The 23,799-nt window shown below is 30.1% G+C and carries 16 protein-coding genes and 1 pseudogene; 3 read left to right on the top strand and 14 right to left on the bottom strand.

Features of this window, described 5'->3' with window-relative positions:
• Positions 1-91 precede the first annotated feature (91 nt).
• A complete protein-coding gene (gene hcp, locus TVTCOM_RS02385) occupies positions 92-1,816 on the top strand; it encodes a hydroxylamine reductase (RefSeq protein ID WP_434798252.1) in 1,725 nt (574 codons plus the stop codon).
• Between the two features lie 112 nt (positions 1,817-1,928).
• Here hcp and TVTCOM_RS02380 read toward each other — a convergent pair whose 3' ends face one another.
• Positions 1,929-2,324, bottom strand: coding sequence for a hypothetical protein (locus TVTCOM_RS02380; RefSeq protein WP_434798251.1), 396 nt, complete (start codon positions 2,322-2,324; stop codon positions 1,929-1,931).
• Positions 2,325-2,518: 194 nt separating this feature from the next.
• Positions 2,519-4,684: a ribonuclease R gene (rnr, locus tag TVTCOM_RS02375; protein WP_434798250.1), complete on the bottom strand. Its 2,166-nt coding sequence runs from the start codon at positions 4,682-4,684 to the stop codon at positions 2,519-2,521.
• A gap of 219 nt (positions 4,685-4,903) precedes the next feature.
• Between rnr and TVTCOM_RS02370 the strand changes: the two genes are divergently transcribed.
• Entirely contained in the window at positions 4,904-5,842 is a 939-nt protein-coding gene (locus TVTCOM_RS02370; protein ID WP_434798249.1) for an AEC family transporter, read from the top strand.
• A gap of 74 nt (positions 5,843-5,916) precedes the next feature.
• On the opposite strand, the gene TVTCOM_RS02365 is transcribed toward TVTCOM_RS02370, so the two are convergent.
• The 5 genes from TVTCOM_RS02365 to msrA all read right to left on the bottom strand — a co-directional run bounded on the left by TVTCOM_RS02365 (position 5,917) and on the right by msrA (position 13,277).
• Positions 5,917-6,288, bottom strand: a complete 372-nt coding sequence (locus TVTCOM_RS02365) for a PH domain-containing protein (protein WP_434798248.1) — start codon at positions 6,286-6,288, stop codon at positions 5,917-5,919.
• A gap of 73 nt (positions 6,289-6,361) precedes the next feature.
• Positions 6,362-8,758 carry a leucine-rich repeat protein gene (locus TVTCOM_RS02360; protein WP_434798247.1) on the bottom strand — a complete coding sequence of 799 codons (2,397 nt, stop codon included), beginning with the start codon at positions 8,756-8,758 and terminating at the stop codon, positions 6,362-6,364.
• Between the two features lie 17 nt (positions 8,759-8,775).
• Positions 8,776-11,832 (bottom strand): leucine-rich repeat protein, encoded by a 3,057-nt coding sequence (locus TVTCOM_RS02355; protein WP_434798246.1) that lies wholly within the window; start codon positions 11,830-11,832, stop codon positions 8,776-8,778.
• A gap of 164 nt (positions 11,833-11,996) precedes the next feature.
• A complete protein-coding gene (gene secG, locus TVTCOM_RS02350) occupies positions 11,997-12,230 on the bottom strand; it encodes a preprotein translocase subunit SecG (RefSeq protein ID WP_434798245.1) in 234 nt (77 codons plus the stop codon).
• Between the two features lie 123 nt (positions 12,231-12,353).
• A complete protein-coding gene (gene msrA, locus TVTCOM_RS02345; protein ID WP_434798244.1) occupies positions 12,354-13,277 on the bottom strand; it encodes a peptide-methionine (S)-S-oxide reductase MsrA in 924 nt (307 codons plus the stop codon).
• Positions 13,278-13,568: 291 nt separating this feature from the next.
• Here msrA and TVTCOM_RS02340 point away from each other — a divergent pair, with 291 nt between their 5' ends.
• Complete coding sequence (locus tag TVTCOM_RS02340; protein WP_434798243.1) at positions 13,569-13,988, top strand: YjdF family protein; 420 nt, start codon at positions 13,569-13,571, stop codon at positions 13,986-13,988.
• A 238-nt stretch (positions 13,989-14,226) separates the two neighbouring features.
• Here the strand turns inward: TVTCOM_RS02340 and TVTCOM_RS02335 are convergent, their stop codons facing one another.
• The 7 genes and pseudogenes from TVTCOM_RS02335 to TVTCOM_RS02305 form a co-directional block, all read right to left on the bottom strand.
• Positions 14,227-15,444 (bottom strand): IS256 family transposase, encoded by a 1,218-nt coding sequence (locus TVTCOM_RS02335; RefSeq protein ID WP_228110405.1) that lies wholly within the window; start codon positions 15,442-15,444, stop codon positions 14,227-14,229.
• Between the two features lie 103 nt (positions 15,445-15,547).
• Entirely contained in the window at positions 15,548-16,687 is a 1,140-nt protein-coding gene (locus TVTCOM_RS02330) for a glycerate kinase family protein (protein ID WP_434798242.1), read from the bottom strand.
• 164 nt (positions 16,688-16,851) lie between these two features.
• Positions 16,852-18,261, bottom strand: a pseudogene (gene pyk / locus TVTCOM_RS02325) (pyruvate kinase); the annotation flags it as partial.
• Positions 18,262-18,514: 253 nt separating this feature from the next.
• Complete coding sequence (gene eno, locus TVTCOM_RS02320; RefSeq protein ID WP_434798241.1) at positions 18,515-19,807, bottom strand: phosphopyruvate hydratase; 1,293 nt, start codon at positions 19,805-19,807, stop codon at positions 18,515-18,517.
• A 262-nt stretch (positions 19,808-20,069) separates the two neighbouring features.
• Positions 20,070-21,599: a 2,3-bisphosphoglycerate-independent phosphoglycerate mutase gene (gpmI, locus tag TVTCOM_RS02315; protein ID WP_434798240.1), complete on the bottom strand. Its 1,530-nt coding sequence runs from the start codon at positions 21,597-21,599 to the stop codon at positions 20,070-20,072.
• A 3-nt stretch (positions 21,600-21,602) separates the two neighbouring features.
• Positions 21,603-22,358 carry a triose-phosphate isomerase gene (gene tpiA / locus TVTCOM_RS02310; RefSeq protein WP_434798239.1) on the bottom strand — a complete coding sequence of 252 codons (756 nt, stop codon included), beginning with the start codon at positions 22,356-22,358 and terminating at the stop codon, positions 21,603-21,605.
• 22 nt (positions 22,359-22,380) lie between these two features.
• The gene (locus TVTCOM_RS02305; RefSeq protein ID WP_434798238.1) at positions 22,381-23,583 is read right to left on the bottom strand and encodes a phosphoglycerate kinase; all 1,203 of its coding nucleotides are present in this window, start codon (positions 23,581-23,583) and stop codon (positions 22,381-22,383) included.
• Positions 23,584-23,799: the final 216 nt, after the last annotated feature.

The raw sequence follows: 23,799 nt of genomic DNA, 5'->3' as shown, positions 1-23,799 counted from the left end.
AATTTGATTATATTAATTAAGAAATTATAAAAATGATTATGTTTTACCTTAAAAGGGTAAATAAAATACACATTTATAAGGAGGTCTACAAATGGAAAATAAAATGTTTTGTTTCCAATGTCAAGAAACAGCAGGATGCACAGGGTGTACAAAATTCGGAGTATGTGGTAAATCACCTGACTTATCAAGAATGCAGGATTTATTAATCTATACAACAAAAGGATTATCAGAAGTAACAACAAGACTTAGATCGGAAGGAAAAAAAGTAAGCGGAGAAGTTAATCACTTAATAACTATAAACTTATTTACTACGATAACAAATGCTAACTTTGATGATGCAATATTCTATGAAAGAGTTAAGGAAACTTTAGCTACTAAAGAATCTTTATTATCTAAGTTAAAAAATAAAAATAATTTATCAGAAGCAGCATTATGGAATGCAAGTTCAAATGCTGAAATAGATACTAAGGTAAATTTATTAAGTAAAATAAAAGATGCAGTTCTTGGAAGTGGAAAAAAAGTAGCTAATATAGACGCTGTATTAGATGAAAAATCAACTAAAGTTGGAGTACTTGCAACTAAGGATGAAGATATAAGAAGTTTAAGAGAACTTATAATCTATGGATTAAAAGGTCTGTCAGCATATATGAAACATGCAAATGCATTAGGATATGACAATGAAGAAGTAAATGCATTTATGCAAAGTACATTAGCAAAAACTTTAGATGATAGTTTAACTATTAATGAGTTAATAGCTTTAACTTTAGAAACTGGTAAAGTTGGTGTTGATGGAATGGCACTTTTAGATAGTGCAAATACTGGAACTTACGGACACCCAGAAATAACTAAAGTAAATATAGGTGTAAGAAATAATCCAGGTATACTTGTATCTGGACATGATTTAAAAGACTTAGAGTTATTATTAAAGCAAACAGAGGGAACTGGTGTAGATGTTTATACTCACTCTGAAATGTTACCAGCTCACTACTACCCAGCATTTAAAAAATATTCTCACTTTGCAGGAAACTACGGAAATGCTTGGTGGAAGCAAAAAGAAGAGTTTGAAAGTTTTAATGGTCCAATATTAATGACTACAAACTGCATAGTACCACCAAAAGATAGCTACAAAGATAGAATATACACTACAGGTGCAGCAGGTTTTGCTGGAGTTAAGCATATAAAAGGAGAAAGTGAAGACAATAAAGACTTTTCTCAAATAATAGAGCAAGCTAAAAAGTGTGCTCCTCCAACAGAAATAGAAACTGGTGAAATAGTAGGTGGATTTGCTCATAATCAAGTATTTGCTTTAGCTGATGCTGTAGTAGATGCAGTTAAATCTGGAGCAATAAAGAAATTCTTCGTAATGGCAGGATGTGACGGAAGAGCTAAATCAAGAAATTACTATACTGATTTTGCAAAAGCCTTACCAAAAGATACTGTAATATTAACAGCAGGTTGTGCAAAATACAAATACAACAAATTAAACCTTGGAGATATAAATGGTATACCAAGAGTTTTAGATGCAGGTCAATGTAATGACTCTTACTCATTAGCTTTAATAGCTTTAAAATTAAAAGAAGTATTTGAATTACAAGATATAAATGAATTACCAATAGCTTTCAACATAGCTTGGTATGAGCAAAAAGCTGTAATAGTATTATTATCATTACTATACTTAGGAGTAAAAAACATACACCTAGGACCAACTCTACCAGCATTCTTATCACCAAATGTTGCTAATGTTTTAGTTGAGAACTTTGGAATTGGTGGAATAACAAATGTTGAAGATGATATAAAAATGTTTTTAGAGCAATAAAACCCCAATAATACCCCAATAAAATTATAAATATTTCCATTTTCTATACCCCCCTTTAGTATAGAAAAAAAGAACCACCTATGTATTTCCATAGGTGGTTCTTTTTTTCTATTTAACAAGCATTGCAATAACTTCTATTATGATATTTGTTATCTTTAGTTTTATCTTTTTTAGCTTCTATCAATGCTTCTAATATTTGTTTATATTTACTGTCATTAGTAACCCTAATATGACTTTCTATTAAATAAATATTATTTGTTTTTGGTCTTTTCTTTCTTATACTATTGTCAATAATCGTCTTGGACATTTCAAAACTTTGAAGATGGGTATGACCATTTTCAAATACTTTTTTTGTGTTATATACTATGTAGCCTTTTTTAACCTTTAAAATAATATACTCTTTTCTTTCATAGACCTTTTCTGCTCCTGATGTTTTATTAGACCTGCTTACACTTTTTCCATCCCTAGTTTCAATATTATTTCCAATAGAATTAATAACCTTAAGCATAACAACAACACTCCAATTATTTTTAATTTTGAAATATCTTAAGATAATTGTATCTTAATATTTTGCGAAATGTGTTACATTAAGGTTAAATAATCCTATTTTATTTTTAACTATTAATACATAATTCTACATACTAATCTAATAATTTCTTTAAAGTAAAAAAGAGAAGATATAATCTTCCCTTTTTCAATCTATTAGTCTTCTTTTAAGTCTTCTTCAATATGGCTTTCTTCCAACTTAGATACAAGTGCAAAGTCTATTTCTCTAAAGTCCACATTTACATTGTCAACTTTGATTCTTACTGTGTCACCAATCTTAAATGTTTTGTGAGTTCTCTCGCCCATGATTGTGTAAGTTTCTTGGTTGTAAATATAATAATCATCTCTCATATTAGCCAGTCTTATAAGACCTTCTACTGTATTTTCCAACTCAACAAACATACCAAATGAAGTCACACTTGATACAACACCGTCAAATTCTTGCCCAACTTTGTCAGCCATATAGCATGCTTTGTAGAAATCATGAACATCTCTTTCTGCCAGCTCTGCTGCTCTTTCTCTTTCTGATGATTGAGTAGATGCATATTCAACTATATGAGCTAGTTGTTCTTGTCTCTTGTTGTTAATTTTATTGTTTAATTGTTCTTTTATTATTCTATGAATTTGTAAGTCTGGATATCTTCTTATTGGAGAAGTAAAGTGGCAGTAGTATTTTGCCGCAAGTCCAAAGTGACCTACACATTGTGGTGAATATTTAGCTTGTTTCATAGAACGTAAAGCTATTGTACTTATAGATTCTTCTTCTTTAGTACCTTTTATTTTTTCCACTATTCCTTGGATTTCTTTTGGATGAACATTTTCCAAATCACCTTTTATAACGTATCCAAATGTGGCTATGAATTTTTTAAGGTCTTCCATTTTTTCCAATGATGGAGTTTCATGGATTCTATAAACAAAAGGTAGTTGTAGCCAATAGAAATGCTCTGCCACAGTTTCGTTAGCCACAAGCATAAACTCTTCTATCATTTTGTTTGATATTCTTCTTTCATAGTGTTTTATATCAACAACTTCACCATCACCATTTAATATTATTTTAGCTTCTGGGAAGTCAAAGTCTATTGCTCCTCTTATTCTTCTTCTTTCCATCAAAATTCTTGCTAACTTCTCAGCTGTTACGAAATCATCAACTTGAGCAGCGAATGTTTTCTTTAGTTTTTCATCGTCTTTTTCTAATATGTCAGATACTTCTGTGTAAGTCATTCTTGCTTTTGAGTTAATAACAGTTTCAACAATTTCAGAATTAACAACTTTACCATGTTGATCAATTTCCATAAAACAAGATAAAGTTAACTTATCTTCAAATGGATTTAGTGAACAAACACCGTTTGATAATTGTTTTGGTAACATTGGTATTACTTTATCTACTAAGTAAACAGATGTGGCTCTTTTTAAAGCTTCTTTGTCTAACTTATTTTTTTCTTTTACATAGTGAGTAACATCGGCAATATGTACTCCTAGTTTGTAGTTACCATTTGGCAACACTTCTATGGAAATAGCATCATCCAAGTCCTTAGCATCTGCTCCATCTATTGTGAAAATATTAAGATCTCTTAAATCAACTCTTCTTCCTATTTCCTCTCCTAAATCTTGTTCTGCCACATGATTGGCTTCCTCTATTACTTTTTTAGGAAATTCTTCTGGAAGTCCATGAGCTCTAATTATTGAGTCAATCTCTACTCCTCTTTCGCCTTTTTGACCAAGTACTTCTACTATTTTACCTTCTGGTTTTCTGTTTTCTTGTGGCCAAACTGTAATTTCACAAACTACTTTGTCGTCATTCTTAGCTCCAGCGAAAAATCTCTTTGGTATAAATATATCTTGGTTAAATTTCTTGTCATCAGACACAACAAAACCAAAACTCTTGTTTTCTTGGAATAAACCAACAATTCTAGTTACTTCTCTTTTTATTATTTTAATAACTTTACCTTCAGCTCTTCTATCTTCTGTGGCAGGTGTTACAACTTCTGCCATGACTCTATCATTGTGAAGCGCTCCGTTTATATCGTTGGCTGGTATAAATAAATCCTGAGTAAACTCCTCATCAGATTCCACAAATCCGAATCCCTTTCTATGAGATACAAATTTTCCCACAAATAGTCCCATTTGATTTGGAGACATAATTCTTCCTTTTTTCGTTCTGACTATATATCCGTCTTCTTCCAATTCATCTAAAAAGTTATAAAACATTGGCATTTCTGCTGGGTGTATATTAAAAATCAGCGCTAATTCTTCCTTTTTGATAGGATTGTAATGTTTATCATTAATTAGCCCTAGTAATGATTCTCTTAATTTATCTGTCATATAATCCCTCCTATATATAATTATTATATCCATTTTTACTATATTTCTATTATTAATTTCATATTAAACTTGTTATGTTTTAATTAAAATAACTATGTAAAAAATTGCCGTCTACTCATTTTAACTAAAATTTTCTAATTTGTCTAATTTTTGTAACATTTGCTTTTTTTCCCTTATTTCTTTATACTTTTATTATTCTATAAAAAGGGAGTGACGTATGTGAACAATCTAATTTTATCCTTTAATGTGGTAGCACCATTATGTTTAGTAATGACTCTTGGTTATTTTCTTAAATATATAAAAATTCTTGATAAGAATTCAGTAAAAGTCATGAACAATGTTGCCTTTAAAGTATTTTTACCAATTTTATTATTTTATAATATTTATACAACAGATTTAGGTAGTGTTTTTGATCCTAAATTAATGACCTTTGCTGCTATGGGTATTATAATTTTATTTGGAGTTTTATTCTTATTTATACCAATAATTGAAAAAGATAATAGCAAAAGAGGTGTTATGATTCAGGGTATATTCCGTAGTAACTTTGTACTCTTTGGAATTCCCGTTGCCACTTCCTTAGTTGGTGAAGGAAAAGTAGGAACAACTGCCCTTTTAATTGGAGTTGTAGTTCCTTTGTTTAACTTCTTAGCTGTCATATGCTTGGAAACTTTTCGTGGTGGAGATATTAATGTAAAAAAAATCATTCATGGTATAGTTACAAATCCTCTTATTATAGGTGCTTGCTCAGGCTTGCTGTTGTTAATTCTTAACATTAAGCTTCCTGTATTTATTGTAAGTACTCTTAAAGATATTTCAAAAATGGCAACACCTTTGTCTTTAACATTACTTGGTGCGTCTTTTTCTTTCTCTAATATAAGAAAATATTTAAAAGAAACAATCATAGTTGTTATAGGAAAGCTAATTATTGCTCCACTTATATTTGTCTTAATTTCCTATTACTGCGGATTTAGGGGAGTAGCCCTTTTATCTCTTATGATTATGTTTGCCTCACCTACTGCCATATCCAGTTTTCAAATGGCAATTCAAATGGATGGTGACGGTGACTTGGCCAATCAAATAGTTGTATTTACTTCTGCATTTTCCATAGTAACAGTTTTTGGTTGGATTTTTATTTTAAAAGAACTTGCCTTGATTTAGTTCAATATAAGTATATGTTTTTATTTATTAAAAAAGCTGATAAATTGAAATTAATTTATCAGCTTAAAATTTCTCTATCTTAAAACACAGTGAGCAATAAGTCTATCAAATTCTCTCACATCTACGCCTTTTTGTAGTGTGATTTTTATATGACCTGCCCTAGTCCAAAGTTCTACTTCTGCACTTAAATCAAACAATATTCCTGCAGTTTCTGTTGACCACATATTTATTGATGAATATGGTATAGAGTAAATCTCAACCTTTTTACCTGTTAGCCCTTGAACATCTCTTATTATTATTCTTTTGTCTGTGAATGTTGCACTGTCTCTTAAAGTTCTATAGGCTGTAACGGCTACTTCCCCTGGTGCCAGCACATCTACTATATCTTCTGGTATTTTACATTTTGAAATAAAGACCCATTCTAAAATATTATCTATTTCAGCCATAACATTCTCCCTTTTTTGTTTTATCATATTATCATTATAACAAATTTATGTAACATTAAACTAATTAGCAATATTATTTTGATTTTACACGTTTCATACTACTATCTAAACTATAATGATTCGTATTATCTACAGTTCTATATGCTTTAACTTTATAATAATATGTTTTTGATTTTGTTAAACCTGTGTTTTTGTAAGTTAAAGTATTCCCACTCTTAATAGTTTTTACTAACGAATACTTTCCATTTGAAGATGTAGCTCTATAAATTTTATATCCATTTGCACGATTTATTTTATTCCAATAAATTGTAATAGTTTTTGATGCTTTTGATTTTGCTTCTATTGTTGGCTTTAAAGGTCTTGTTACTGCTTTTGCACTTGTATAATTACCATAGTATGTTACTTTATTGATTCTTTTTATTGGCTTTATTCTATAACTATAAATAGTTCCTGAAACTCTTTTTTCATCTTTATATGAAGTATTTGTATTTCCTTCAACTGTTCCTATTCTTTCGTACTTTTTAGAATATATATTATATCTATAAATTGCATACCCATCTGCACTACTTACCTTTTTCCATGATAAGTTCACTGTAGATGAAGTAACTGAATCTACCTTGAAGCTTGTTATAGATTTTGGAATTATTTCAAATTCTACATATTGAGTGCCATAATATTTACCTATACCTTTTATAATTATAGTTCCTATCCCAACATTAGTATTATTTTTGTATTCCAATATATAATCAGTACCCTCTTTTAAAGTTTCTTCATTATTATAAATTGCAACTACTTTTGGGTTTATTGATTTACCTGTAAAAATTTGCTTTGAGATCCTATTAACATCAACATTACTTATATCCCTTATAGTATTGTGCTTTTTATTATTTTGCATCATATATGCTTCACCATAAGTAAATTCATACACTGTGAAAACTAAATCATCACATTCTTTAAAAGCATATTTATCTATTGTTTTAACAGTTGATGGTATAGTAATATTTTTTAGAGATTTGCAATTTCTAAAAGCTTCAAATCCTAATTCTGTAAGACCTTCTGGTAAATTTATTTCTTCCAATGATGTACAATCTTTAAATGCTTGCCACTTTATTTTTTCAATACTATTTGGTAGCGTTATTGATTTTAAAGATTCACATCTATCAAATGTTCCACTATTTACATACTTCATATTATCTGGAATCCTAATTTCTTTTAAAGAAGTACACCCACTAAATGTATACTCTCCAAATCCTGTTATATCATTGTGTATATTAATTTCTTCTAAACTTGAGCAACCTCTAAATAAATTTGATTTTAAGTAAGTTACTTTCTTTGGTATATTAACTTCTTTTAAATTAGTACAATAACTAAAAACTCCTTCATCCATAGTTGTTACTGATTCTGGAATATAGATAGATTCAAATGTACAAAACTCAAAGGCTTCTTTTCCTATTTTTATAAGATTTTCTGGTAATTTTATATCTGTAAGCTTTTTACAATGTTCAAATACTCCTGCGCCTATTTCAGTTACATTCTCTGGTATATCTATTGATGATAAGTTATAACATCCATTAAATATATTGTCATTTAGTTTTGTAATATTATTAGGTATATTAATACTTTCTAGATTTTCACACCCTTCAAAAGCATTAGTACCTATATCAGTTATTCTTTCATCTAATTTAATACTAACTAAAGATTTACATCCTTCAAATAAAGAGCTCGATATTACCGTTACTTTTTTAGGTATATCTATTCCTTTTAAACTTTCACAATAACTGAAAGCTCCATCTTGTAAAAATTCAATATTATCATGTAAAATTATTTCTTCAAGAGCTGTCCATCCATAAAAAGTTTGATATCCTATTGAAGTTATATTTTCTGGGATTGTTATCTTTTTTATTTTCATATTTCCCCAAAATATTTTATTATTTAACTTAGTTAATCCTTTTGAAATTTTAATTTGTTCTATTTCATAATTTCTTGAAAAAGCTTCTTCTCCTATTTCCTTAATAGAGTCTGGTAGTATTACTTTTTTTAGACTACAGTCTTCAAATGCACTATCACCTATAGAAACTAAAGTATTAGGAAACTCAACTTCTGTTAAACCAATACAATTTCTGAAAGATCTGTCTCCAATGGCAATTACACCTTCTGGAATAATAACTTTCTCCATGTTGTAATTATAGCCAAAGGCTGCTTCCCCTATGGCCGTTACCCCCTCTGGCACTACTACTTCATAATCATTCCCATAATATTTTATTAATACTCCATCCTTAATTAAAAATTCCTCTTCATTACTTGATTTTATGTTATTTTCAATATTAGATTCTTCCTCATCTTGGTTATTTAAAATAGTATTTTTGAAATTTGTATTTGATGATATATCTGCAAATATAATATTTGGCGTATTAGATATTACTATTGATGTTATTAGTGCAATTGATAAAAATTTTTTTATATTCTTCATATAATACTCTCCCCCTATTATTTACACCTTATATTTTTCAATGAACTATAAGAACCATATATATTTGTGTTGTCCACTGTTCTGAAAGCTCTTACTTTATAGTAATATCTTTTTCCACTACTTCTACCTTTATTTGTATAAGAAGTAGTACTTCCACTACTTATTGTTTTTTCTAAAGTAAAAGGTCCATTTGGAGAAGTAGATCTATAAATTTTATATCCACTTGCACGATTTATTTTTCCCCAACTTATTGTTATAGAGCCTTTCTTAGTTGATTTTAAACTTACTTTTGCTTGTAGTGGCTTAGTAGTTGTTTTAACTTGTGTATAATCACCATAATAAGTAGTTCCATTTATTTTCTTTATAGGTTTTACTCTATATGTATAAATTGTTGCAGAAGATCTGTTTATATCTCCATATGTTGTTTTTTCTCTACTTTCAACAGTTCCTATCCTTGTATATTTCTTAGATGAAGTACTATATCTATATATAGCATAACCGTTAGCTCCTTTTGCTGGATTCCAGCTTAATTGAACTGCTGATGTTGATGTGATTTTTACCTTTAATGAAGAAACATTTTGAGGTATTATTTTAAATTCTTTTGTGACTTGTCCATTATAATCACCAGTTCCAGTAATTATAACTTTTCCAAGGCCTATATCTATATTATTTTCATAAGCTAATGTGTAATCCATGCCTTCTACTAATCTAGTTCCATTATTATTTATAACTATAGATGGTTTAATCTCTTTTCCTGTATATTTTTTACTAGATATTTCATCTACCACTAATTCATTTAACTCAGTTTTTCCAATATACTTGTAATTAAATTTTTTACTTATGGCAAACTTTTCTGCATAACTTTCTGGATAAACTTTTAAAGTTAATTGTTTATTAATATTAACTGTTCCAAATGGATAATAATCCATATACACTACTGATTGTGGTATGGTTACATCAACTAAGTTTTTGCAATTAGATGCAAATGAAGATTCTAATCTTTCCACACCTTCTTCAATAGTAATACTTTTTAAGTTTTCACAATGAGAAAACATAGAATCAGATACTTTTTTAACATTACCTGGTATGATTATATTTTCTAATTTTTCACACGAACTAAAAGCACTCATACCTATACTGTTAATATTTTGAGGTAAATCTATTTTTTCTAAACTTGAACATGATGAAAATGCACCATCGCCGATTGTTTCTACTGTATCAGGTATAGTAATTTTCTCTAACTTTGTACATCCATTAAAAGTATTAGCGTAAATATTTTTTATATCCTTTGGCAACTTAACTGATTTTAATGATGTGCATTCAGAAAAAGCTGATCCTCCTATTGAAGTTATATCGTCTGAGATCTCCACACTTGTTAACTCAGTACATCTTCTAAAAGCACCCCATCCGATCTTCGTAACATTCTTTGGTATATCTATTATTTTTAAACTTGTACAACCACTAAAAAATTCACTAGGTATTTCAGTTAAATTTGTTGGTAATTTAATATATTTTAATGATGTACATCCATTAAAAATACTATTTTCAAATTTTTCAATATTATTAGACAATTCAACATTATCAAGGGTTCTACAACCATAAAAAACAGAGCTTCCTATACTTGTAATAGTATCTGGTATATTTATAGTTGATAGGTTATAACAATATTTGAATAAATCATCATTTAATTTTGTTACTTTTTCTGGTATGTTTATAGATTTTAATTTATCACATCCCATAAAAGCTGAATCATCTATTGTAGTAATACTATTAGGTAATTTTATAGTTTCAAGTTCAGTACAGTTTTGTAAAGCAGAGCGTCCTATCTTATTTATATTTTCATGTAATTTAACTTCTTTTAATACTCTACAATCTTCAAATAAATATGAATTTAGTTGAGTAACTTTTGATGGTATTGTTATACTTTCTAAACTATGGCAGCTTGCAAAAGCAGAGTCACCAATACTCAATATTGTTTCTGGTAAATTTATTGTTGTTAAACTTGCACATGTATTAAATGTGTTAGCTTCTATTTTTTCTATACTTTCTGGTAATACTACATTTTTTAATGATCTACAATAAGAAAATGCACCATTCCCTATGGATACTACTGTATTTGGAATTACTAAACCTTCCATATTGCATGATGAAAATGCACCATCACCTATTTTCTTTAAATTAAGTGACAGATTTATATTTTTAAGTTTATAACATGAAGAAAAAGCATTATTACCTATTTCCTCTACTGTATCAGCCATATTAACCGTTACTAAGGATTCACAGTTGTTAAATGTATAGTCATTAATTTTTTTTGTTCCCTCAGCAATTGTAAACTCTTTTAGATTTCTACACTCTGCAAATGCTCTTTCACCTATATTTACTAAGGACTCTGGCGTATTAACACTTACTAATTTTGTACACTGATAGAAAACTTCCTTCTCTAAAGTAGTTAAATTATTTGGTAATACTACTTTTTTCAAAGATGTACATTTTCTAAAAGCTGAATAACTTATTTTAGTTAATCCTTCTGGAATATATATTTCATTTAAAGATACACAATAAGCAAATGCATACTCTCCAATATTACTTAATTTTTCACCTAATAAAACATTTTCAAGTTTTTCACAGTTATAAAATACCGAGTCTCCTATACTTACTTCTTTGTTAGTTATCTTCACATTTAATAGAGATTCACAACTTTTAAATGCTCCTTCTCCAATTTCTATACTTTCTCCACTTATATTAACTTCTGATAGACTTTCACAACTATCAAATGCCTCTTTTTTGATACTTTGAACATTATTTCCTATAGTTACTGCTTTAATATATGGATTTCCTGAAAAAGCTCTTTCATTTATGGTATGTACATTTTCTGGTATGATAACATTTGGATTATTTCCATGATATTTGATCAAAACCCCGTCTTCAATCTTAAATTCTTCGATTATACTATCTAGTTCTTCAGCATATACTGGCGTAAATGTAAGAATTTCATTTAAAAATTCATTACCACCTGAGGTAAATATTAAAGAAGCTGATAATGCTACTGTGCTTAATTTTTTTAAAATACCCATTTTATTTTTCCCCCACAAAAATTATTTTTCAATTTTATTTTATCATATATATTTTTTCTGCAAAATAAAAAAATGACTATGCTTTTGCATAATCACCTTTTTGATTTAAAAATTAAATTTAATCTTTAACTTTTTGAATATTAAATCTGGCCATTTATTTAATATTATTTGTTTACTACTAATAATGCTAATGCATTTATAAAAAATAGTACTGATACTATCTTAGTTGATTTTAAAAGAAATGCTTGTTTTCCTTTTGGTTTGAAGTAAGCTTGTGAACCTTCTTCTGAACCACTAAAATCCGATTTAAAGTTATCTTTACCTTCTTGTGGCATGATAACTAACATTAAGAATACGGCTAAAACAAGTTGTATCCCCATTAATACATTATTTATCATAATGTAACCTCCTATTTATGATATTAATAAATATTCAACCTTTAGTTTATCATAATATGGTGTATTTTACAACGAATAGACTTTGCTTTTATCCACAAATTCAACTCTTAATTATTATTTTCTCTATAAGTATTTCAAATATTCTTCATATCCTTCTTCTTTCATTTTTTCTTTTGGAATAAATCTTAAGGATGCAGAATTAATGCAAAATCTAAGTCCTCCCATTTCTTCTGGACCATCTTCAAATACGTGTCCCATATGAGCTCCACTTTTATTACCCTTCACTTCTACTCTTTCCATGTTGTGAGAATAATCTTCATAAAAATTTAGTATGCCTTTTCCCAGTGGTTTTGCGAAACTAGGCCATCCACAACCTGATTCAAACTTATCATTAGATGCAAATAAAGGTTCTCCACTTATGATATCCACATAAATTCCTGATTCAAAATTATCATAATATTCATTGTCAAAAGGTGGCTCTGTGGCAGAATTTTGAGTTACTTCATATTGAAGTGGTGTAAGATTTTTCTTTGCCCACACTTTTTCAATATGTTTTGCTCTTCCTGAACCTTGGTAGTATCTATTATAATGGTCTGGATTTTTCTTATAATAATATTGATGATAGTCTTCTGCTTCATAAAAAGTTTCTGCTTTTCTAATTTCTGTTACTATTGTCTTGCTGTATAATCCACTTTGTCCTAATTCCTCTTTAGATTTTTCTGCTTCTTCTTTTTGATTTTCGTCATGATAAAAAATCACCGTCTTGTAATGATGTCCCATATCCGCAAATTGTCCTCCCACTTGAGTAGGATCTATAACACTCCAATATATGTCTAATAGTTCTTTGTAACTTATTATTTCATCATCAAATGTAATTTGTATAGCTTCAATATGTCCTGTTAAGTCAGTGCATACTTCTTCGTAAGTAGGATTTTCTATGTATCCACCAGTATAACCTGAAATTACAGATTCTACACCTTCATATTCATCAAAAGGTTTCACCATACACCAAAAACATCCTCCTGCAAATGTTGCTAGTTTTTTCATAACAATTCTCCTTTCCACATGGATTTTATCTTTATTATTTTTATTCCCTAAATAATTTGCTATAATCTACAAATTTTCATTTATAAATTATTTATATATTAATAAAATTTTAAACAATTAGCAATTTACATATTTATTAAGGTACTCATATTTTTTTATCTTGATATAATATAAGTAAGAGATAAAAACACAGTTCCGGTTGGTAGTCCGGACCTATTGATATATATAGAAGTAACCTGCCCTCCTGGGGTTGTCCATTCTCTTGTAATAAATAAACAGGAGGAATAAATTATGGACAAAGTTAGTGGAAGTTTCACTCTATTATTTGAAAATCCTTTTTGGATTGGTGTACTGGAAAATGAGAGTGGAAAAAACTACGAAGTAGCAAAAATAGTATTTGGCCCAGAGCCTACAGAGGTTCAGCTATATGAATTTATGCTAAAAAACTATTTTTCTATATCTTTTGGAAAAACAACCTTAGAAAAAGTTTCAACTCAAAATGAAGTAAGTTATAAAAGAATGCAGAGAAAAATAAAAAAAGATCAGTGTAAAGAAACTATAGGTACTAAGGCACAAAATGCTATCAAGTTACAACATGAGTCTAATAAGGCAGAAAATAAAAAACAAGCAAAATTAAGAAAAGATCAAGAAAAAGAATTAAGATTTTCTTTGAAACAAAAAAAGAAAAAAGAAAAGCATAAAGGTCATTAATTTTTATGCAAAATAGCAACTATATAAATAGTTGCTATTTTTAGTTCTATATTATGCTAAAATTGATTATTTGAGTCTGGAAACATAATTGTGTATTCTTCAAAAAAAATACAAATTAAATAGTAATAATTTAGTTATATTCAGGGGCCATGATTTTCATAATCATGGCCTTTTGTAATTAAATTTTCCATTTTTGCAAAAATAATACACCTATAAAGTAATTATTCTTACAAAAAATTTAAAGTAATGTTGCTGATATCCTATCTTCAAAATAAATACTAAGATGAGCTAGTATTTGTGACCAACCCCTAATTTTTTGAGTCCATTTTTCAGATATATCCATCGTAGCCAAGTATAAAGATTTATGTAGAGAGTCATCAGATGGAAATATTGATTTAGATTTTGTTACTTTTCTCAATAGTCTATTGTAACTCTCCATAGAATTAGTTGTATATATTAATGTTCTAATTTCTTGAGGATATTTAAAATATACTGAAAGTTCATTCCAGTTATTTCTCCAACTTCTAAATGCTATCGCATAATTATCTACCCATTTTTCTTCCATGAGCGTTAGCTCACTTAATGCATTTTCTTCAGTAGAGGCAGCATATACAAGCTTTAGATCTTTAGCGAATTCCTTCCTATGCTTATATGATACGTAATTTAAGGTGTTCCTAATTTGATGAACGACACATCTTTGAACCTCAGTATTAGGAAAAACAGCTTTAATGGCGTCTGAAAAACCATTTAAACCATCTACAGATGCAATTAAAATATCTTTAACACCTCTGTTTTTGATGTCTGTAAGTACTTTTAACCAATATTTAGATGTTTCATTTTCACCAATCCAAATACCTAAAACTTCTTTTACTCCTTCGAGATTTATACCTATCGCAATGTACGCAGCTTTATTGATTATTCTGCCTTCACTTCTTACTTTATAATGTATTGCATCCATAAAAACAATTGGATAAATAATATCGAGAGCTCTATTTTGCCATTCTTGCGCTAAAGGAAGGACTCTATCTGTGATTTTAGATACTAAAGTATGAGAAACATCTATACCGTAGATACTTTTAAGATGGCTTGCTATATCTCTAGTAGACATACCTTTTGAGTACATTCCAATTACTTGCTCTTCTATTCCAGATATATCATTTTCATAGTTTTGGATAATTTTAGGCTCAAAATCACCATTCCTGTCCCTTGGTATACTAAGTGTAACCTCACCAAAATCAGATCTAACTTTTTTATTTCTATATCCATTTCTAGAGTTTGTAGTTTCTTTATGCTTATTATCGTATCTTTCATATCCTAAGTGTTCATCAAGCTCCGCTTCTAACATCTCTTGAATTGTGCTAGAAAAAAGATCTTTTAACATATTTTGAACGTCTTTTGTTGTTTTTACATCGTATTCATTTAATAGTGATTTTAATATTTCGCTTTTATTAAACATAAAAAGTGTGCACCTTCCTTTTGTAATGATTTTTAATATCTAAATTATCACCACTTTATGGAAGAATACACACTTTATTTTAAAGACCCAATTACCTTTTATTTTAGCTCAAAACTTTTATAAGATTAAATATTTGTGTAGAAGTATTAATCATATTATTTTCTGCATTTTTAGGATCCATAGCTTGTTCCAAAGAAGTTGGTTTATTGACAATGGAAAAGAATGCATCTATTCCTTCTTCGTTACATGCTATAGCATCATCTGTAGTACATCCTGCAATTGCTATTACTTTTACACCATATTTTTTAGCTAGTTTCGCAACTCCAATTGGTGCTTTTCCCATAGCAGTTTGATTGTCTAGTCTTCCTTCTCCTGTTACAACTATGTCTGCATCTTTTATTGATTCTTCTAATTTAGTTTCATTTAATATAATTTGTACTCCTGACTCTAGTTTTGAATTTAAAAATGTTATAAATCCATAGCCTAATCCTCCAGCTGCTCCTGCTCCAGGAGTATTGGCTAAATCTTTTTTTAAATCTTTTTTTACTACTTCTGCAAAGTTTCTAAGTCCATTGTCTAACTCTTCAACTATTTTGGGTGTGGCTCCTTTTTGTGGACCATATATATACGCTGCACCATTTAATCCAAATAAAGGGTTGTTTACATCACATGCAATTTTAAAGTTACACTCTTCTAATTCTTTTATTTTTTCACTGTCATCTATTCTTTTAATTTGGTTTAAAACTTGTCCACCTAAATTAACTAAGTTATCATTTTTATCGTAAAATTTAAATCCTAATGATTGAAGCATTCCTACTCCTGCATCATTTGTGGCACTTCCTCCAATACCTATTATAAAGTTTCTACATCCTTCATTTATGGCAGCTTTTATCATTTCTCCAACTCCATAAGTCGTTGTCATTAAAGGATTTTTTTCATTTTCTGAAACTTGAGTAATGCCTGCTGCTTGGGCCATTTCCATAATTGCAGTTTTACTATCATCTAATAATCCATACGTTGCTTCAACTTGCTTGCCTGCTGGACCGCAAACTTTCACAATTTTTCTTTTTCCATTCATCCCCTCTACTAAAGCATCAATTGTACCTTCTCCACCATCTGCAAGAGGCTTAATCTCTACATCTGCATCTAGTTTAGAATTTTCTATTCCTTTTTTTATTGCATTTGCTGCTTCTATAGAACTTAAACTCCCTTTTAGCGAATCTATAGCGATCACTATTTTCATAAGTATATTACCTCCTGTTTCATACTATACTTTTCCTTATTTACTTATTATATTTTATAAATATAAAAAAATCCTAGCCATACAGTAAATTATACTGCTTTGCGCTAGGATTTATATTAATCATTATTAATTTAAGGTAAAATATATTTTTAAAATTTTAATTAAACTGTTTCTACTTTTATTAAGTTAGTAGTTCCATTACCACCAGCAGTTATAACTACTACATCATTTTCATTTACGTAGTCAGCAGTTTTAGCTGCTTGAATAGAATTTTCTATAACTTGATCTGTGTTTGTTGATTTTTCTCTCATAACTGGAAGTACTCCCCAAGTTAAAGATAATTGTCTTCTAACATCTTCATGGCTAGTTGTTGCTATTATTGGGCAGTCTGGTCTAAATTTAGATACCATTCTTGCTGTATGACCTGAAGCTGTTGAACTAAGTATTGCTTTTGCGTCTAAGTCCACAGCTGTTGTGCAAGTTGCATAACTTATAGCATCTGTTACATTCTTAGATGTATTAGATTTACTTCTTAATAATTTATCATAGTTTATAGTTTCTTCAGTTCTTCTAGCTATTGTAGACATTGTTTTTACTGCTTCAACTGGATATTTACCTGCAGCAGTTTCTCCTGATAACATGATTGCATCAGTTCCATCGTAGATAGCATTTGCAACGTCTGTAACTTCTGCTCTAGTTGGTCTTGGATTTCTCATCATAGAATCAAGCATTTGAGTTGCAGTTATTACTGGCTTTCCTGCTTCGTTACATTTTTTGATCATTAATTTTTGTACAACTGGTATTTCTTCTGTTGGTATTTCCACACCTAAATCTCCTCTAGCTACCATTATTCCATCAGATATAGCTATTATTTCATCTAGGTTATCAACACCTTCTTGATTTTCTATTTTAGATATTATTTTTATATGATCGGCATTATTTGCTTCTAATATTTCTCTTATAGCAAGAACGTCAGATACTTTTCTTACAAAAGATGCTGCTATAAAATCTATTCCTTGTTCTATACCAAACTCTATATCACTTCTATCTTTTTCAGTTATAGCTGGTAAATTTACTTTAACTCCTGGTACGTTAACACCTTTGTGGTTTTTAACTATTCCTGAGTTTTGCACTTCACAAACTATATCATCACCTTTTATTTCTTTAACAGTAAGTCCTACTAAACCGTCATCTATTAATATAGTATCTCCTGGCTTAACATCCTTAGCTAATTCTTTGTAACTTACTGTACACATTTCTTTATTACCCATAACATCTTTCATTGTTATAGTAAAAGTTTGTCCTTCTTCAAGAAGAACTTCTGGTACATCGAATTGACCTGTTCTTATTTCTGGACCTTTAGTATCTAAAAGTATGGCAGTAGGTTGTCCTAACTCTTCTCTAACTTTTTTAACTAAATCCATTCTTCCCTTATGCTCTTCATGAGAACCATGAGAGAAGTTCATTCTACATACATTTAATCCGTTATTTATAAGGTCTCTTAATATTTCTTCACTTTCACTAGCTGGCCCTAATGTACAAACAATTTTAGTTCTTTTTATGTTATTCATCATAGTTCCTCTCCATATCTTGTAGATTTCATCAATCTATCATTTTGTCATATTTATATTTTCGATTCTTACTTTAAATAGAAATTATGCATAGCAAATAAAAATACGTTTTCCCATATATATTCCCTTATACACATGATTTGTATACAATGTACAGTTTTTTTATTATATTAAGTTAAAAAAATCCCAGCCATACAGTAATTAGTACTGCAAGTGGCTAGGATTTTTATTTATATTAATCTCTTTATTTTATAACTTATTTCTTTAAGTTGTAGAAAGAGTTTAATCCACAGTATCTAGCACAGTCTCCAACCATTTCTTCTATTCTTAATAATTGGTTGTACTTAGCAACTCTATCAGTTCTTGATGGAGCACCAGTTTTTATTTGTCCTGCATTTACAGCTACAGCTAAGTCAGCTATAGTAGTATCTTCAGTTTCTCCTGATCTATGAGATATTACTGCAGTGTATCCAGCTCTTTTAGCCATTTCTATAGCATCTAAAGTTTCAGTTATAGTACCTATTTGGTTAACTTTAACTAATATAGAGTTAGCAACACCAGATTCTATACCTCTTTCAAGTCTTTCAGTGTTAGTAACGAATAAATCGTCTCCAACTAATTGTATTTTATTTCCTAATTTTTCAGTTAATAACTTCCATCCATCCCAATCTTCTTCATCTAATCCATCTTCTATAGTTATTATTGGGAAGTTTGTAGACCAATCTTCGTATAATTCAACCATTTCAGCAGCAGTTAATTCTTTTCCTTCTCCAGCTAAAACGTATTTTTTAGTTTCTTTGTTGTACATTTCTGTAGCAGCAACGTCTAATCCTAACATAACGTCTTTTCCTGGCTCGTATCCAGCTTTAGCTATAGCATCAACTATTAATTCTAAAGCAGCTCTGTTTGATGATAAGTTTGGAGCGAATCCACCTTCATCACCTACACCACAAGCTAATCCATTAGCAGCTAAAACTGATTTTAAAGAGTGGAATACTTCTGCACCCATTCTTAAAGCTTCTTTGAATGAAGGAGCTCCTACTGGTAATATCATGAATTCTTGAACGTCAACGTTGTTATCAGCATGCTCTCCACCGTTTATTATGTTCATCATTGGAACTGGTAATTGCTTAGCGTTTACTCCACCTATGTATTGGAATAATGGTAATCCTAATTCTTCAGCAGATGCTCTAGCAACAGCCATAGATACACCAAGTATTGCGTTAGCTCCTAATTTACCTTTGTTGTGAGTTCCGTCTAATTCTATTAATAATGCATCAACACCTGGTTGATCAGTTGATTCCATTCCTTCTAATTCTTCAGCTATTATGTTGTTTACGTTATCAACAGCGTTTTGAACACCTTTACCTAAGTATCTTCCTTTGTCACCGTCTCTTAATTCAACAGCTTCGAAAGCTCCTGTAGATGCTCCAGATGGAACTATAGCTCTACCTTCTGCACCTGATTCTAAAACTACTTCAACTTCTACAGTTGGATTTCCTCTTGAGTCTAGGACTTCTCTTGCATATACTGATTCTATTACTGACATGGTATTTCTCCCTTCAATTTAAATAATTTATTTGCTAACTTATAATTTCAAATTTAAAATGTGTAATTTTAAAATTTATTATACTTATTGATGGGTAAGTTCATAAATTTCTTTATTATTATTTTAAATTTTTATTATAAATATAATTTTTTTTTCTAAATTAGCAATCTTTTTATCATATTTTTTATTTTTTAACAAATTAGGTTAATTTATTATTATATAAATTCTCAAGATTAGGTGATATACACCTAATCTTTGAAAATTATTTACTTATTAATGAGTGACCAGTCATTTCTTCTGGTTTCTCTAAATGCATCATATCAAGTATTGTTGGAGCTATATCTGATAGTCTACCACCACTTAATAATTTTGCATTTTTAAATTCTTCACCTGTTAGTATAAATGGAACAGGGTTTGTTGAGTGTGCTGTTATAACTTTTTTAGTTTCTGAGTCTACCATAAGTTCAACATTACCATGGTCTGCAGTTATTATTGCACTACCACCTACTGAGTTTAACTTATCCACTAATTTACCAACACAATCATCTACAGTTTCAACAGCTTTAACAGCTGCTTCCATAATTCCTGTATGGCCAACCATATCAGGATTTGCGAAGTTAACTACTATAAAATCGTATTTATCTTCATCTATTTTTGACATAACTTTTTCAACTAACTCTGGTGCAGACATTTCTGGTTGTAAATCATAAGTTGCAACCTTTGGAGAAGGTATTAATAATCTATCTTCACCTTCATTTGGTTGTTCTATACCACCGTTGAAGAAGAATGTAACGTGAGCATATTTTTCAGTTTCAGCAGCTCTAAGTTGAGTCTTTTTATTTTTAGCTAAGTACTCACCTATAGTATTATTTAATGATGCTGGACAAAATGCTATATGCACGTTTGGTATAGTCACATCGTATTCTGTTAAGCATACGAAGAAACATTTTATAGGAGATTTTTCAAATCCGCTAAATTCATCACTTACTATAGCTCTAGTTATTTCTCTAGCTCTATCAGGTCTAAAGTTGAAGAATATAATAGAATCTCCGTCACATATTTTTCCAACTGGTTCATTATTTTTAGTTATAACAGTTGGCAATATGAATTCATCATTATTTCCTGCTTTATAAGAGTTTTCAACAGCTTCACTTGCATAAGAAGCAGTTTCTCCTTCTCCTAATGCCATAGCATTATATGCTTTTTCAACTCTTTCCCATCTCTTATCTCTGTCCATTGCGTAATATCTACCGTTTACAGTAGCAAACTCACCGCATCCTATTTCTTCCATGTAATCTTCTATTTCTCTTACATAGTGAATAGCACTTTGAGGGTCTGTATCTCTACCGTCAGTAAATGCATGAACATAAACTTTTTCTACACCTTTATCATCTGCCATTTTTAATAAAGCTTTTAGGTGATCTATATGTGAATGTACTCCACCATCAGATAATAATCCCATAATGTGAAGTGCTTTTTCTTTTCCATTTTCCATAGCTTGGCATAATACTTCGTTTTTGAAGAAATCGCCATCTTCTATTGATTTTGTTATTCTAGTTAAATCTTGATATACTATTCTTCCTGCACCAATGTTAGTATGCCCAACTTCTGAGTTACCCATTTGTCCATTTGGAAGTCCAACATCAAGACCACTAGCATTTATTAATGTATTTGGATATTCTTCTACTAATTTATTTATGTTAGGTATATTAGCTTTGTCTATAGCGCTACCTTCTGCTTTAGTAGTGTGTCCAAATCCATCCATGATGATTAAAGCTATTGGTTTTTTCATTAACTATTTCACTCCTTGATAATTTACAAGTGCTATATAATCAGCTGGCTCTAAAGAAGCTCCACCAACTAATGCACCGTCTATATCGCTTTGTCCCATTATTTCTACTACATTTCCTGGCTTAACACTTCCACCATATTGTATTCTAACATCATTAGCTAATTCTTTATATAAAGAAGCTATTACTTCTCTTATATAAGCTATAACATCGTTAGCTTGCTCTGCAGTAGCAGTTTTTCCAGTTCCTATAGCCCAGATTGGTTCGTAAGCTATAACAACTTTAGCTAGATCTTCAGCTTTAACATTAGCAAGACCTGCAACTACTTGAGTTTTAACAACGTCTTTAGTTTTGTCAGTTTCTCTTTCTTCTAATGTTTCACCACAGCAAAGTATTGGATCTATTCCAACTTCTAAAGCTTTTAATACTTTTTTGTTGCAAGTTTCATCAGTTTCGTTGAAGTATTCTCTTCTTTCTGAGTGACCTATTACAACATAGTCCATATCTAATTCTTTAAGCATTGCTGGAGATACTTCTCCTGTAAATGCTCCATTGTCTGCAAAGTGCATGTTTTGAGCAGCAACTTTTACATTAGTTCCTTTTGTAGCTTCTTTTAAGTCTTTTAACATAGTGAAAGGAGCGCATATTACAGCATCTACACTTTCATCATTTAATTTACCCTTTATATCATTAACAAATTCAACAGCTTCTGCTATCGTTTTGTTCATTTTCCAGTTTCCCGCAATAATAGGTCTTCTCATGGTTATTCCTCCACTTTCAATATTATTTGTTATCTAAAGCAACTATTCCTGGTAATTCTTTTCCTTCTAAGAATTCTAGTGACGCTCCACCACCAGTTGAAACGTGAGTCATTTTGTCTCCGAATCCTAATTGGTTAACAGCAGCAGCACTATCTCCACCACCTATTACAGTTGTAGCATCTTCTAGGTTAGCCATAGCTTTTGCTATTGCTAAAGTTCCTTTAGCGAAAGCTTCAAACTCGAATACACCCATTGGTCCATTCCATACTATTGTTTTTGAGTTGTTTACAACATCTACGAATTTAGCTTCTGATTTAGGTCCTATATCAAGTCCCATGTGACCTGTAGGTATGTTTTGATCCTGCGTTACAACAACCTCTGCATCTGCAGCAAATTTAGCAGCTGCTCTTGAGTCAACTGGTAATAAGAAGTTAACACCTTTTTCTTTAGCTTTTTCTAACATTTCTTTTGCGTAATCAACTTTATCTTCTTCACATAAAGAAGTTCCTATTTCGTATCCTTCAGCTTTTAAGAATGTATAAGCCATTCCTCCACCGATTATTATATTATCAACTTTTTCTAATAATTGGTTTATAACTGCTATTTTGTCAGATACTTTTGATCCTCCAAGTATAGCTGTGAAAGGTCTTACTGGATTTGCTACTGCTTCTCCTAAGAACTTTAATTCTTTTTGGATTAGATATCCGCAAGCTCTCTCAGATAAGAATTCTCCAGCACCTACTGTTGAACAGTGAGCTCTATGAGCAGTACCGAAAGCATCATTTACAAATATTTCTGCTAGTGAAGCTAATTCTTTAGAGAAGTTTTCTTCGTTTTTAGTTTCTTCTTTTCTATATCTAGTGTTTTGTAGTAATACTACATCACCATTTTCCATTTTTTCTACTGATGCTCTTGCGTTTTCCCCAACAACATTGTCATCAGCAGCAAATACTACTTCTTTCCCTAACATTTCAGATAATCTAGTAGCTACCGGTGCTAAAGATAATTCTGGTTTAGGTTCTCCTTTTGGTTTTCCCATATGTGAGCAAAGTATAACCTTAGCTCCATTTTCTATTAAGTATTTTATAGTTGGAAGAGCTCCATTTAATCTATTTTCATCAGTTATTTTTCCATCTTGTAATGGAACATTGAAATCACATCTTACTAATACTTTTTTTCCGTTTACATTTATATCTTCGATTGTTTTTTTGTTTAACATTGACATAATACAATCTCCTTTCGTTATTGTTATTCCGTATCTATTATATATCTTTCCCCACTGATTTGTACATACTATATATTTATATTTGCATATATTATGTTATACTATTCCCCTTTTGGTATATCACTTTATATTTTTAAATTTATTCTTTATTTTTTATACTATTCACTGTTAAAAAAAAGTCCGGAGCCCGTAGCATAAAACTACAAACCCGGACTT

This window comes from Terrisporobacter vanillatitrophus (assembly GCF_051148895.1).
Lineage (GTDB): Bacteria > Bacillota > Clostridia > Peptostreptococcales > Peptostreptococcaceae > Terrisporobacter > Terrisporobacter vanillatitrophus.
The sequence above is the reverse complement of the archived record's forward strand: the minus strand, read 5'-3'. Positions and strand labels throughout refer to the sequence as shown.